The organism is Aeromonas sp. A35_P, assembly GCF_002259925.1.
In the GTDB taxonomy this organism is placed as follows: Bacteria; Pseudomonadota; Gammaproteobacteria; order Enterobacterales; family Aeromonadaceae; genus Aeromonas; species Aeromonas dhakensis.
The window spans coordinates 1-13156 of the sequence record NZ_NEVB01000205.1; the positions used below are offsets into that span (position 1 = coordinate 1).

Annotated in this window: 14 protein-coding genes; 7 read left to right on the top strand and 7 right to left on the bottom strand. The window is 64.0% G+C overall.

The window, feature by feature from the left end; translation table 11 throughout:
* Positions 1 to 28 precede the first annotated feature (28 nt).
* Positions 29 to 631: a nitroreductase family protein gene (locus CAK78_RS14835; protein WP_017780555.1), complete on the top strand. Its 603-nt coding sequence runs from the start codon at positions 29 to 31 to the stop codon at positions 629 to 631.
* A 46-nt stretch (positions 632 to 677) separates the two neighbouring features.
* On the opposite strand, the gene CAK78_RS14840 is transcribed toward CAK78_RS14835, so the two are convergent.
* Together CAK78_RS14840 and CAK78_RS14845 are read right to left on the bottom strand one after the other, a co-directional pair.
* Positions 678 to 1328 (bottom strand): HAD-IA family hydrolase, encoded by a 651-nt coding sequence (locus CAK78_RS14840; RefSeq protein ID WP_094697774.1) that lies wholly within the window; start codon positions 1326 to 1328, stop codon positions 678 to 680.
* Positions 1325 to 1591 (bottom strand): hypothetical protein, encoded by a 267-nt coding sequence (locus tag CAK78_RS14845; protein WP_094697775.1) that lies wholly within the window; start codon positions 1589 to 1591, stop codon positions 1325 to 1327. The genes CAK78_RS14840 and CAK78_RS14845 overlap by 4 nt, the downstream gene beginning before the upstream one ends.
* 116 nt (positions 1592 to 1707) lie before the next feature.
* Between CAK78_RS14845 and CAK78_RS14850 the strand changes: the two genes are divergently transcribed.
* A complete protein-coding gene (locus CAK78_RS14850) occupies positions 1708 to 2616 on the top strand; it encodes a LysR family transcriptional regulator (RefSeq protein WP_005298273.1) in 909 nt (302 codons plus the stop codon).
* A gap of 57 nt (positions 2617 to 2673) precedes the next feature.
* Here the strand turns inward: CAK78_RS14850 and CAK78_RS14855 are convergent, their stop codons facing one another.
* The 4 genes from CAK78_RS14855 to CAK78_RS14870 all read right to left on the bottom strand — a co-directional run bounded on the left by CAK78_RS14855 (position 2674) and on the right by CAK78_RS14870 (position 6335).
* Positions 2674 to 3630 carry a GGDEF domain-containing protein gene (locus tag CAK78_RS14855; protein WP_094697776.1) on the bottom strand — a complete coding sequence of 319 codons (957 nt, stop codon included), beginning with the start codon at positions 3628 to 3630 and terminating at the stop codon, positions 2674 to 2676.
* Between the two features lie 162 nt (positions 3631 to 3792).
* On the bottom strand, positions 3793 to 4455 hold the full coding sequence (locus tag CAK78_RS14860; RefSeq protein ID WP_094697777.1) for an excalibur calcium-binding domain-containing protein: 663 nt from the start codon (positions 4453 to 4455) through the stop codon (positions 3793 to 3795).
* A 116-nt stretch (positions 4456 to 4571) separates the two neighbouring features.
* Positions 4572 to 5138 (bottom strand): isochorismatase family cysteine hydrolase, encoded by a 567-nt coding sequence (locus CAK78_RS14865; RefSeq protein WP_094697778.1) that lies wholly within the window; start codon positions 5136 to 5138, stop codon positions 4572 to 4574.
* 33 nt (positions 5139 to 5171) lie between these two features.
* Positions 5172 to 6335 (bottom strand): FAD-dependent monooxygenase, encoded by a 1164-nt coding sequence (locus CAK78_RS14870; RefSeq protein WP_094697779.1) that lies wholly within the window; start codon positions 6333 to 6335, stop codon positions 5172 to 5174.
* A 267-nt stretch (positions 6336 to 6602) separates the two neighbouring features.
* Here CAK78_RS14870 and miaB point away from each other — a divergent pair, with 267 nt between their 5' ends.
* The 5 genes from miaB to lnt all read left to right on the top strand — a co-directional run bounded on the left by miaB (position 6603) and on the right by lnt (position 12331).
* Positions 6603 to 8036: a tRNA (N6-isopentenyl adenosine(37)-C2)-methylthiotransferase MiaB gene (gene miaB, locus CAK78_RS14875; RefSeq protein WP_094697780.1), complete on the top strand. Its 1434-nt coding sequence runs from the start codon at positions 6603 to 6605 to the stop codon at positions 8034 to 8036.
* 55 nt (positions 8037 to 8091) lie between these two features.
* Complete coding sequence (locus tag CAK78_RS14880) at positions 8092 to 9135, top strand: PhoH family protein (protein WP_010633155.1); 1044 nt, start codon at positions 8092 to 8094, stop codon at positions 9133 to 9135.
* Positions 9132 to 9596: an rRNA maturation RNase YbeY gene (gene ybeY, locus CAK78_RS14885; RefSeq protein ID WP_042049679.1), complete on the top strand. Its 465-nt coding sequence runs from the start codon at positions 9132 to 9134 to the stop codon at positions 9594 to 9596. The genes CAK78_RS14880 and ybeY overlap by 4 nt, the downstream gene beginning before the upstream one ends.
* Before the next feature lie 95 nt (positions 9597 to 9691).
* A complete protein-coding gene (gene corC, locus CAK78_RS14890) occupies positions 9692 to 10576 on the top strand; it encodes a CNNM family magnesium/cobalt transport protein CorC (protein WP_005298259.1) in 885 nt (294 codons plus the stop codon).
* A gap of 258 nt (positions 10577 to 10834) precedes the next feature.
* Entirely contained in the window at positions 10835 to 12331 is a 1497-nt protein-coding gene (gene lnt, locus CAK78_RS14895) for an apolipoprotein N-acyltransferase (protein ID WP_005298257.1), read from the top strand.
* A 230-nt stretch (positions 12332 to 12561) separates the two neighbouring features.
* Here lnt and CAK78_RS14900 read toward each other — a convergent pair whose 3' ends face one another.
* The gene (locus CAK78_RS14900; RefSeq protein ID WP_005298255.1) at positions 12562 to 13050 is read right to left on the bottom strand and encodes a zinc ribbon-containing protein; all 489 of its coding nucleotides are present in this window, start codon (positions 13048 to 13050) and stop codon (positions 12562 to 12564) included.
* Positions 13051 to 13156: the final 106 nt, after the last annotated feature.

Genomic DNA, 13156 nt, shown 5'->3' on the forward strand with positions numbered 1-13156 from the left:
CGATTCCCCGTCAAACAAAGGAGATGTTATGAGCAGTCCGTTTATCGAACAGATCAAAGTACGTCGTACCATCTATGCCCTGGGTGACCAGGTTTCCCATACGCCGGAGCAGCTGACCGCCCTCATCCAGGACGCCATCAAGCACAGTCCCTCCTCGTTCAACTCCCAGAGCTCCCGCGCCGTCATCCTGTTTGGTGCCCAGCATCACAAGCTGTGGGACATCGTCAAGGCTGAGCTGAAGAAGATAGTGCCGCCGGAAGCCTACGCCCAGAGCGAAGCCAAGGTGAATGGCAGCTTCCGCGCAGGTGTCGGCACAGTGCTGTTTTTCGAAGACACCGACGTCATCAAGGATCTGCAGCAAAAATTCGCCCTCTACGCCGACAACTTCCCCATCTGGTCGGAACATGCCACCGGCATCGCCCAGTTTGCGGTCTGGACCACCCTGGCCCAGGAGAAGATCGGCGCCTCCCTGCAGCACTACAACCCGCTCATCGACGAGGCGGTGCGCAAGGAGTGGAACCTGCCCGCCAGCTGGCTGCTGCGCGCCCAGATGCCCTTTGGCAGCATCCAGCAACCGGCCGGTGACAAGACCTTCATGGACGACGCCGTGCGTTTTCGCGTGTTCAAGTAATAGTCCCATCGCCAGTCAGGCCCCCGCTCGCGGGGGCTTTTTGTTGTCAGGTGAGCAGCGTCAGCTGCAGACCCTCTGCCTCCACCACCACGCTCACCTGGCGCCAGTCCTGGATCAGGGCGCTGATGCCGGGACTGAGCCGCTGCCGGCCCCCCACCTGTACCACGCGGCAACCCGCCCGCAGGGCGCTGCTGATGCCGGCCAGCGCATCTTCAAACACCAGGCAATCGGCCGCAGCCAGCCCCAGACGCTCGGCCGCCAGCAGGTAGGGTTCGGGATCCGGCTTGCCGTGTTCCACATCCTCGGCCCCCACCAGCAGAGCGGGCAGCGGCAGACCGGCGCTGCGCAATCGATGCCTGGCCACCCGCTGACTGGCGGAGGTCACCAGCGCCCAGCGCTCGACGGGCAGACTTGCCAGCAGGGTCCGGGCGCCGGCGAGGGCCTCGGCCTGGCCAGTGTGATGGATCTCGAGATCGTCGAGCAGGGCCACCTCCTGCGCCAGGTCGAGCTGCGGAGCCAGGGTGCGGATCACCTCCCGCGAGCGCACCCCGTGGCACATGGTCAACACGGGCTCGGGAGCCAGCCGGTGGCGGCGACACCAGAGCCGCCACACCGTCTCCACCTCGCCGGTGGAGTGCACCAGGGTGCCATCCATGTCCAGCAGCAGGGCGCGGGCCCCCAAAGTGAGCACGCTCATGAAACGGCTCCGGCCACGGCGGGTTCGGCCCCGGCCACGGCGGGTTCGGCCCCGGCCAGAATATCGCCGAAGGCCCGCCGCTGGGCTGCCTGCTCATAACAGGCCAGCGCCTGCTCGGCATTGCTCGCCCAGACTTGCAGCGGACCCACCGCAAAGCCCTGCTGCAACAGGCTGGTCAGCAGCGCCCCCGTCTCCGGCGCAGCCAGCGGCTGGGCCAGCACCAGATCTCCCTTGATCAAAAACAGATAGCGTTCGGCAGGCATGAATGACTCCTTGTTAGCAAGCTGACAGGGCCGACAGGACCCGCTTCAGGTCTATTAGAACAAGGCAGTTAGATAATTTATAATCACAAAATGGCCACTTTCGATAACCAAACAGAATGAAATTCGATTTGAGACAGTTGCAGGCCTTCGTGACCCTGGCGGAGACCGCCAACTACCGGGAGGCCGCCAACCGCCTCTTCATCACCCAGCCGGCGCTCACCAAGCAGATCCAGGGGCTGGAGCAGACCCTCGGCAGCACCCTGTTCAATCGGGGGCGCCACGGCGCCGAGCTGACCGCCATCGGCACCCAGCTGCTCACCCAGGCCAGGGCGCTGGTCGAGCATGGCAAGGGTTTTGAGCGCCACGCCCTGGCGCTGGCCAGCGGCATTGCCGGGCGCCTCAAGATTGGTTTCGGACTGTCGAGCTTTGCGCTGGCGCCGGCGCTGGTGGCCCGCTTCAAACAGCAGGCCCCCGATGTGATGGTGCACCTGCAGGACATGACCTCCGCCATCCAGCAGGAACGGCTGCTGTCGGGCCAGCTGCAACTTGGCTTCATGCGCCGGCCCCAGGCCCCGCAGCTTCGGGAGCACAGGCTACTGACCGACCGGCTGGTGCTGGCGGTACCGACCCAGATGACGCAGCCGGATCCGGCCGCCTTCGACATCGAGCAAGCCTTGGCCAGCCAGCCCTTGCTGCAGATGGTGGGGCACCGCTGCCCCGGCCTCAGCCAGCAGATCGCCAGCTTCCTCGGCGCCAACCGGCTGACCGGCATGGTGCAGGAGGCAGAGGATATCCAGACCCTGGTGGCGCTGGTGGCCGCCGGCATCGGCAACGCCATCCTGCCGCGCAGCGTCAGCTTCATCGCTGGCCGGGACGTCACCCTCTATCCCCTCTCCGGCCCCTGCTCCGAGTGGGAGATAAGCCTGGTGTGGAACCCCGACTTTGCCGACCCGATCCGCGATCGTTTCTTGCAACTGGTCGTCGATGCCCATCCCGAACCGCAGCCGGCCGGGCAACAGCGTTAACTGCAAGCAGAATCGTTCATAGATAGCAGGGTCGCAGGCAGGATAAAACGAGGAATATCAGGGGGATGGCAGGGCACTGCAGCTGATGCTGTGGCAACGATTCTTGCCCCCCTGCTTGGCCAGATAGAGCGCCATGTCGGCGGCGCTCAGCAGCTCCTCCTCCGAGACGCGGGCCTGCTGCGGCAGCAGGGTGGCGATGCCGACGCTGGCGCTGAGCCGAAGGGTGTCCGCCCCCTGGATCAGCAGCTCGCCGATGCCGAGGCGAATGGCCTCCCCCATGCGAGCGGCGGCCTCGGCCCCGGTGTTGCCGAGGATCAGGGCAAACTCGTCGCCGCCGAAACGGCTCGGCAGATCGGTGGCTCGCTGGCAAAAGGTGCCCAGCAGCCGGCCCACCTGCTGCAAGAAGTCATCCCCCACCTGATAGCCGAAATGGTCGTTGCACAGCTTGAAGTTGTCCAGATCCAGCATGATGAAGGAGAGCGGGGTCTGTTCGCGCATGCTGCGCCGCCACTCATTGTGCAAAAAGCTGTTGAACAGTCGCCGGTTGGCCAGCCCGGTCAGCGGGTCGTGCAGGGAGAGGTAGGCCATGTCCAGCTCCTGCAGCTTGCGCTCCGTGACGTTGATGTGGCTGATGGTGTAGAACTCGACCTCGATACCCGGGATGGCGGAGACCCGCATCATGAACCAGCGCTGGGTGTCCGGGCTGTGACAGGGGTACTCCAGATGGAAATGTTGCTGTTCATGGCGCAGCACCCTCCGGATCCCCTCCGCCGCCATCAGGGCCAGCGGCTCCACCGAGTTGTCGCACACCCGCAAGTAGTTGACCCCCAGCCAGTCATAGCCTGCCGGCATGCCATTCTGCTCGGCAAAGCAATTCCAGGCGAGGTTGGTGTAGTGGATGACACCGTCCCGGTCGATCACCGAGATCTGCTCCTCCAGCGAATTGAGCAGCGCGGCCAGGTATTGCGCCCGATCGGAGAAGTGAAACAGTGAGCCCTGAAAATAGTCCGCCATGACCGCACTCCTCACCCAAAAACGACGTCCCCGGCATGGCCGCGACAACCGGAGCCATCCCGGCCCGCCCGCGTGTTGCCAATGACCGGGGCCACACCTGCCATGACCCGACCAGCAAGATAATGATAGATGATCAACGACTTGAGTCGGCCCCCGAGCCCGCTAGTGGCCACACCACTGCCGCTCGCAGGGGATGCCGTCGCCCTCGCCGTCCATCCTGGTATTGGGGCAGTTTTGCAAAAACCAGGTCGCCTCCTCGCAGGAGGTCATCTGGGAGCAGTACTGCCGACCGTCGCACTGGCGGACGAAGGTGCCGGCCTGCTGCAGGCTGTCCGAGGGGTCGGCCTCTGCCTGGCTGAACGAGGAAGTGGAGGTAGGTGAGACCGACTCGGCCGAAAAACGGGAGTAGAGGGAGAAGATCCCGACCAGCACCAGCAGCGGGATGAGCTTGCCGCGCCAGTGGCTGCGGCGCCGGTTGGCGGGGCGAGGACGCGTGTGCTGCGGGGTAGGCCCGCGGCCTGCCGGAATGCGACTGCCCTCCGACATGCGGCGACCCGCCGGCGTGGGTCGACTCTCGTTGCCGTCTGCCAGCGACAGGGGACGCTCGGGGAAAAACACCTGCTCGGCCCTGGGTTTGCCATCCTGGCCGGCCCCCACCAGGTAGGAGACCCGCTCCCCCGCCATGGGCGGCAGGCCGTCGCACCGTAGTGCCGAGATGTGCACGAACAGTTCGGCCCCTTTCGGGGTACCCTCCCCCTGCTCGGGCGCGATAAAACCAAAGCCGCGCGCCTCGTTCCAGCGCACGATCCGTCCCTGATAACGCATGTCCCCATCCTTGTGGCCATCGATGCTCGCTTCATGTTGCCCAAAATGGACGCGGCCCGACAGGGGGCCGCAGACAAAATGTCAAAACAGTGAGCAAGCTCCGCCTGCCGCCGGGATCAGGCCAGCTGGGCCACCTTGATGATCTCGGTGATGCGGCCGAGCAGGCGCAGCGAGGCATGGTGTTCGTTGGCATCCGCCGCCGCGCAGGCATCCTCCAGGATGGTGATGGCGTAATCCCGATCATGCCCCTCCCGCGCCGCCGCCTGAATGGCCCAGCCGGTGCTCACCCCGCACAGATAGAGGTGCTCGATGCGATTGGCCCGCAACGCCGGCTCCAGCGCCGTACCGTAGAAGGGGCTGACCCTGGGCTTGGTCAGCACCAGATCGCCGGGTTGCACGTCCAGATCAGGGTGAAAGTCGGTGCCGGAGTCGGCCAGCGACAGTGCCCCGAACTGGTGGGCCCGACCAAACATGGGGGAGCCCTTGGGCTGCAGCAGATAGTGCGGATCAAAGCCCACCTTGATCTGCACCACCAGCCAGCCGTGGGCGCGGGCATGGGCCAGCGCCTGGTTGGCGTGCGCGATGGCGTCCTGCTCCAGCACATGGGCCGCCGAGGCGGCAATGCGCCCGTCCGGGTGGGCGATGTCGTTGATGAAATCGATCACCAGCAATGCCTTGTTCATGGGCTATCCTCCCTCGTGATGGCGCCACGCGCCTTAAACCAGCCCCAGCGCATAGCGTAGCGCCATCTCCTTGAACGGGCCCGCCTTGTCCGCCAGATTGAGGGCCAGGTTGCGGGCCAGCTTGAGCGGGCCTATATCGTTGCTGAAGACGCCGTAGAAGAGATCCATCCCCGACTGCATCAGCAGGTTGTCCGGGCGGCGGCGCCGTTCATAGCGGGTCGCCAGCTCGGGCTTGTGCCACTCGGCACCGGCACTGTGCAACAGATCCGCCCAGCAGGCCACATCCTTGAAGCCGAGGTTGACCCCCTGCCCCGCCAGCGGGTTGATGGTGTGGGCAGCATCGCCCAGCAGCACCACCCGGCCGGCGTGATAGTCGTTGGCGTGACGGCGCACCAGCGGGAAGCTCCCCTTGCCGGTCACGGAAAAACCACCGAGGCGAGCCGGGAAGTGGCGGCGCACCTCGGCAGCCAGCCCCTCGTTGCTCATGGCCGCCAGCGCCCGGATGCGAGCCGGGCTGTCATACCAGACCAGGGAGCCGTGCTGGCCCGGCAGCGGCAGGAAGGCGCGCGGGCCGCTCGGGGTGAACTGCTGCCAGGTGATGTCTTCCTGCGCAAAGTCGGTGTCGATGTTGATCAGCATGCAGTGCTGGCGGTATTCAAAACGCGACACCCCGATGCCGGCCAGCTGGCGGGTGCGGGATTCGGCGCCGTCGCAGGCCAGCACCCAGCGGGCGGCCAGCTCGCTGCCATCATCCAGGGTCAGCACCGCCTCGTCCGCGCCCTGGCGCAGGCTCTTGACCGCCGCCGGGGTATGGGTCTGGATGTTGGGGAAATCTTCCATGCGTCTGAGCAACGCCAATTGTACCAGCCGGTTCTCGATGATGTAGCCAAGCTGGGGCAGGCCGAGGTCGGCGGCGTTGAAACGGGTGGCGAAGCCGTCCAGCTCCCAGGTCTCCAGCCGGCGATAGGGGCACAGCCGCATCTGCTGCAGGTGCTGCCAGGCGCCGGCCTGCGCCAGCAGCGCCACCGAGGCCTGACTGATGGCGGAGACCCGCAGATCCAGCGGCTGCTCGGGAGCGTACTGCTCCGGCAACCGGGTCTCGATGACCCGGATGGAGAGGCCCTGCGCCGCCAGCAGACAGGCGGTGGCGGCGCCGACCATGCCGGCCCCGACGATGGCGATATCACACTGTTCCATAACTTGATTCCTGCAAGGGGTGAGCCCGGGCAAGGGGAGAACGCAGCCGGACCGAATGATCACATCATACCGCAAGGGGCGCCGGGAAACAGTGAAGGCGGTGGAGAATTAGTGCGCCAAATCAAGGAGAAAGCCGATGCCTGCCGAGGTGGCAGCAGCTGCGTTCCGGCCATGGCGGGCTGGATATTTGCTAGGCAGTCTCCGGATTGCGGAGTAAAATGCCCGGTCCTTTGACCATGCCGCATTCAAAACAAGTCAAGAGAAGCAATGAGCAAGAAACTTCACATTAAAACCTGGGGCTGCCAGATGAACGAGTACGACTCGTCCAAGATGGCCGACCTGTTGGATGCCAGCAATGGCTACACGCTGACCGAAGAGCCCGAAGAGGCAGACGTCTTGCTGCTCAACACCTGCTCCATCCGCGAAAAGGCGCAGGAGAAGGTGTTCCACCAGCTGGGACGCTGGAAAAAACTGAAAGCGAACAAGCCCGGTCTGGTGATCGGCGTGGGCGGCTGCGTCGCCTCCCAGGAGGGGGACAACATTCGCACCCGCGCCCCCTATGTGGACATCGTGTTCGGTCCGCAGACCCTGCATCGCCTGCCCACCATGATCAAGCAGGTCCAGGAGGGGCGTGGCGCACAGGTGGACGTCGCCTTCCCCGAAATAGAGAAGTTCGACAGCCTGCCCGAGCCGCGCGCCGAAGGGGCGACCGCCTTCGTCTCCATCATGGAAGGCTGCTCCAAATACTGCTCCTTCTGCGTGGTGCCCTATACCCGCGGCGAGGAGGTGAGTCGACCGCTCGACGACGTGCTCTATGAAATTGCCCAGCTCGCCCAGCAGGGCGTGCGCGAAGTGAACCTGCTCGGCCAGAATGTCAACGCCTACCGGGGCCCGACCTTCGACGGCGGCATCTGCACCTTCGCCGAGCTGCTGCGACTGGTGGCCGCCATCGACGGCATCGACCGCATTCGCTACACCACCAGCCACCCCATCGAGTTCACCGACGACATCATCGAGGTCTACAAGGACACCCCAGAAGTGGTCAGCTTCCTGCATCTGCCGGTGCAGAGTGGCTCCGACCGCATCCTGACCATGATGAAGCGCCCGCACACCGTGCTGGAGTACAAGTCCAAGATCCGCCGCCTGCGCGCCGCCCGTCCCGACATCACCATCAGTTCCGACTTCATCGTCGGCTTCCCGAACGAGACGGACGAGGATTTCGAGGCCACCATGAAACTCATCGAGGATATCAACTTCGACATGAGCTTCAGCTTCATCTACAGCCCGCGCCCCGGTACCCCGGCCGCCGACCTGCCCGATGACGTCGACATGGAGGTGAAGAAAGCCCGCCTGAGCCGCCTGCAGCACGTCATCAACAACCAGTCGATGCAGATTGGCCGCGCCATGCTGGGCTCCACCCAGCGCATCCTGGTGGAAGGGCCCTCCAAGCTCGACCCCATGCAGCTGTGCGGCCGCACCGAGAACAACCGGGTGGTCAACTTCGAAGGCCCGCATACCCTGATCGGCGGCTTTGCCGACGTGGAGATCACCGAGGTGCGCCCCAACTCCCTGCGCGGCAAATTCCTGCGCGGCGAGAACGAGATGAACCTGCGCATCGCCACCGCCCCGAGCGAAATCCTGGCCCGCCGCCCGGACAACGTACCGGACCAGCTGGGCGTGGCCGCCTTCACTCCCCACTAATCTGTTCACCCCATCCGGCCCCGGCCGGATGGGGTCGCGTCAAGACGAGGACACTTTGAGCCGACACCTCTCGACCCTGAATCTGCATCTGGAACCCGCCGACAACCAGCGTCTCGCCAGTCTGTGCGGCCCGTTCGATGACAACATCAAACAGCTGGAGCGCCGCCTCGGCGTCGAGATCAGCTACCGCGACAACCACTTCCAGCTGCTGGGCAAACAGGCCCAGGTGGACGCGGCCGCCGTCATCATCAAGCACCTCTATGTGGAAACCCAGCCGCTCAAGGGCGGCAAGGTGACCGACATCACCCCCGACATGGTCCATCTGGCCATTCAGGAGTCGCGGGTGCTGGAGCAGGATGACGAGCCGGCGCCGAGCATCCCCTATGGCAAGGAGGTGACGGTCAAGACCAAGCGTGGCCTCATCAAGCCGCGCAGCCCCAACCAGGCCCAGTACATCGCCAATATCGTGCGCCACGACATCTGCTTCGGCATAGGCCCTGCAGGAACAGGCAAGACCTATCTGGCGGTGGCGGCGGCGGTAGATGCGCTGGAGCGCCAGGAGATCCGCCGCATCCTGCTGACCCGGCCGGCGGTGGAAGCGGGCGAGAAGCTCGGCTTCCTGCCAGGCGATCTCTCCCAGAAGGTGGACCCCTACCTGCGCCCGCTCTACGACGCCCTGTTCGAGATGCTGGGCTTTGAGCGGGTGGAGAAGCTGATGGAGCGCAACATCATCGAAGTGGCGCCGCTCGCCTACATGCGCGGCCGCACCCTCAATGACGCCTTCATCATCCTGGACGAGGCCCAGAACACCACCACCGAGCAGATGAAGATGTTCCTGACCCGCATCGGCTTCAACTCCAAGGCGGTGGTCACCGGTGACATCACCCAGATAGACTTGCCCCGCAACCAGAAATCGGGCCTGCGCCACGCGCTGGAAGTGCTGCAGAATGTCGACGGCCTGTCGTTCAACTTCTTCCAGTCCGCCGACGTGGTGCGCCACCCGGTGGTGGCCCGCATCGTGCAGGCCTACGAGGCGTTCGATGCCAAACAGGCGGCCGACAAGGTCGCCACCCACACCAGTAAAGAGAGTGCCCAATGAGCGTGACCCTGGATCTGCAACTGGCCAGTGCCAACAGCGACGGCCTGCCGAGCGAGGCCCAGCTGCAGGGCTGGCTCGACGGCACCATTCTCGGCTTCCAGCAGGAGGCCGAAGTGACGGTGCGCATCGTCGACGAGGCGGAGAGCAACGAGCTCAACCTCACCTATCGCGGCAAGGACAAGCCCACCAACGTGCTCTCCTTCCCGTTCGAGGCACCACCCGGCCTGGAGCTGCCGCTGCTCGGCGATCTGGTGATCTGCCGCCAGGTGGTGGAGCGCGAAGCCATCGAGCAGGGCAAGCCGCTGATGGCCCACTGGGCCCATATGGTTGTGCACGGCAGTCTCCATCTGCTAGGTTATGACCATATCGAGGATGACGAGGCCGAAGAGATGGAAGCGCTCGAGCGCGACATCATGCAGGAGCTCGGTTTCGCCGATCCTTATCTGAACGACGAAGAGTAAACCGCGGGATGGTCATCGCCTTGAAACAGCCGATGCCCATCCTCATATAGCCACAACGATTTCAAGTATGTTCATACGAGTAACCAAGAGAGAAAATGACCGACGATCACCCTAGTACCGGCTCGCCGAAGAAAACCTGGCTCGACAAACTCAGCCAACTCTTCCAGGGCGAGCCAAAAGACCGCAACGATTTGGTGGAAGTGATAGCCGACGCCGAAGAGCGCGATCTCATCGATCAGGACACCAAGGACATGATCGAGGGGGTGCTCGAAATTGCCGAGCTGCGCGTGCGCGACATCATGATCCCCCGCTCCCAGATGGTGACCATCGAGAAATCCCAGCCGGTGGACGAGATCCTGCCGGTGATCATCGAGTCGGGCCACTCCCGCTTCCCGGTGATCAACGAGGACAAGGATCACGTGGAGGGCATCTTGCTCGCCAAGGATCTGTTGCCGTTCGGGTTCGGTGGCCACCACGCCAGCGAGCCGCTGCAACTGGAGAATATCCTGCGCCCCACGGTGATCGTGCCCGAGAGCAAACGGGTCGACCGGCTGCTCAAGGAGTTTCGCGAAGAGCGCTACCACATGGCCATCGTGGTGGACGAGTTCGGCGGCGTCTCAGGTCTGGTGACCATCGAGGACATCCTTGAACTCATCGTCGGCGAGATCGACGACGAATTCGACGACATCGAAGACGAACCGGACGAGATCCGCCGCATCAGCAAACGGGTCTTCTCGGTGAGCGCCCTCACCGAGATCGAGGATTTCAACGACTTCTTCGGCACCCAGTTTAGCGACGAAGAGGTGGATACCGTCGGCGGTCTGGTGATGCACGCCTTCAGCCACCTGCCCAAGAAGGGCGAGGAGATCGAGCTGGACGGCTACCTGTTCAAGGTGATGCATGCCGACAAGCGTCGTCTGCAGCAGCTGCAGGTGAAGATCCCCGACAACCATGTCGCGGCCCAGTCCGAGGCCCAATAAGCCCTGGTTCGAGTCAACAGCGCCCCGCCCGTCGGGGCGCTGTTCGTTTGACCACATACAACCCCTGTTTCCCACCGGCTACCGGGCCCGTCATCACCCTTTTATCCCCTCACTTCGGGCCGTCGGCCGGGAGGCTCGCCGTTGACCGCCTTTACGGGTTAAGATACCGGCCATTCAACCCATAGCAGTCCAATCCGAGCCTCATCGCCCGTGAAATTACAGCCCGCAAAATCGAAACTTCTGACCAGCCTGTTTGCCATGGCCTCTGGCGCCATCGCCGTGCTGGCCTTCTCCCCCTTCAACTACTGGCCGCTGGTGATCCCGTCCCTGCTCGGCCTCTATGCCCTGCTGGACAAGGCCACCCCCAAGCAGGCTGCCTGGCGCGGCTTTGGCTACGCCATGGGGCTGTTTTTGCCGGGGCTGTGGTGGATCCACGTCAGCATGACCATGTTCGGCGGCATCGCCCTGCCGGTCGCCTTCGTGCTGCTGGCCGGGCTGTCGGCCTATCTGGCGCTCTATCCGACCCTCGCCTGCTGGCTGTTTGCCCGTTTCTTCCGCGAACGTCACTGGAGCCGCTGGCTGCTCGCCTTCCCGGCGCTCTGGCTGATGGCCGACTGGCTGCGTGGCTGGGTGATGACCGGCTTCCCCTGGCTCTGGTTCGGCTACAGCCAGATCGACGGGCCCCTCAAGGGCTTTGCCCCCATCCTCGGCGTGCAGGGCATCACCCTCGCGCTGTTGCTGACCGCCTCCGCCCTCTGGCTGCTCTGGCAGAGCCGCAAGCCGGCCTGGTTGCTGGTGCCGGTGGCTCTGGTGGGCGCCGCCCAGGGGCTGATGCAGCTCAACTGGGTGACCCGAGGTGAACCGGTCAAGGTGGCGCTGGTGCAGGGCAATATCGAGCAGTCCCTCAAGTGGGATCCGGAGGCCCTGGTGCCGACGGTGCGCAAGTATCAGGATCTCAGCCGCGAGAACCAGGATGCCGACATCATCGTCTGGCCGGAATCCGCCATCCCGGCCATCGAGAAGGAGATGGGCAACTACCTGGAGAGCCTGGACAAGGCGATGAAGGTGAACGATACCGGCCTGCTGGCGGGGATCATCCATTACGATCTCGAGCAGCAGCGCTTCTTCAATACCGTGCTCGGCATGGGGGTGCAGGATGCGGACGGCAAGGAGTCCTACTACTACCAGCACAAGAACCGCTACTACAAATATCACCTGCTGCCCATCGGCGAGTTCGTGCCGTTTGAAGATCTGCTGCGCCCCATCGCTCCCTTCTTCAACCTGCCCATGTCCTCCTTCAGCCGCGGGGACGAGGTACAGCCGAACCTGATCGCCAAGGGGCTCAAGTTTGCCGCCGCCATCTGCTACGAGATCATCTTCCCGGACGAGGTGCGCCGCAACGTACAGCCGGACACCGACTTCCTGCTGACCGTCTCCAACGACGCCTGGTTCGGCACCAGCATCGGCCCCTGGCAGCACATGGAGATCGCCCGCATGCGCGCCCTCGAACTGGCCCGCCCGCTGCTGCGCGACACCAACACCGGCATCACCATAGTCACCGAGATCGACGGCAGCATCATCGCCCAGATCCCGCAGTTCGAGGCTGGCGTGCTGCGCACCGAGGTGCGTCCCGCCCACGGCGTGACTCCCTATCTGCGCTTTGGCAGCTGGCCCATGTACGGTCTGGCCGCCGCCCTGCTGGCACTGGCCCTGTGGCTGCGTCCCCGCGCCCACCCCTGGGCGCGCAAGAGCTGACCCAGTCGTACAACCCGATAAATAAGAGAGGCGCCCTTGGGCGCCTCTCTTCTGTTCAGTCTGATACCCGCTCAGAACCTGTTCAGGCTCTGCAACGAGAGGTCGTCAGCAAGGTAAAGAGCAGCGCAGGAACCGGAGCGTATAGATATACGTGAGAACTCTCGGTTACAAACAAGCGAGCAGTACATGAGCCTTGATCACGGCCTCGCAGTAAGAGTGTGGACAGGTTCTCAGGGCGAGAGCGGCTCACGGTGATATTCATCGGCCCCGCACTCGGGGCAGGTGCCAAGCTGTTCCGGGTGCAGCACGGTATGGCGCCACTCGCAGTGATCGCACACCAATACCCCGAGCCCCACCCAGTCGCCGGCCCGGTAGACCCCCTTGTGCTCCAGCTCGTCCGCCAGCTCCTGCCACTCCACCTGGGTGCGGTCGGTCACGTCCGCCAGCCAGGACCAGGCGGTGTCTTTGAGCGCCAACATGAAGGCGGACTCCTCCACCTGCTCATCCTTGCGCCCCTCGTCATAGTTGCCCAGATCCCGCTTCACATACTCGGCGATCAGCGCCAGCTCGTCCTGGGTCAGATCCCCGGCCGCCTCCAGATAGGCCTGTACCTTGGCGATCATCCGGTTGAGGCGCTCCCCCTGGAACTGTTCTGTCTCTTGCCACTGCTTTTGCAGCTCGGCAATGAAGGCTTCGTACCCTTTTTGACGTTTGTCCATGGCCGTTACTCCTCTACTGAACCCTGATCGAGCCCGGCTTAAGGCCCGAGGGACGCTGGCGGTTGTTGCCGCCGCAGGATATGGGTATTCTATTGCGATTTCCCAG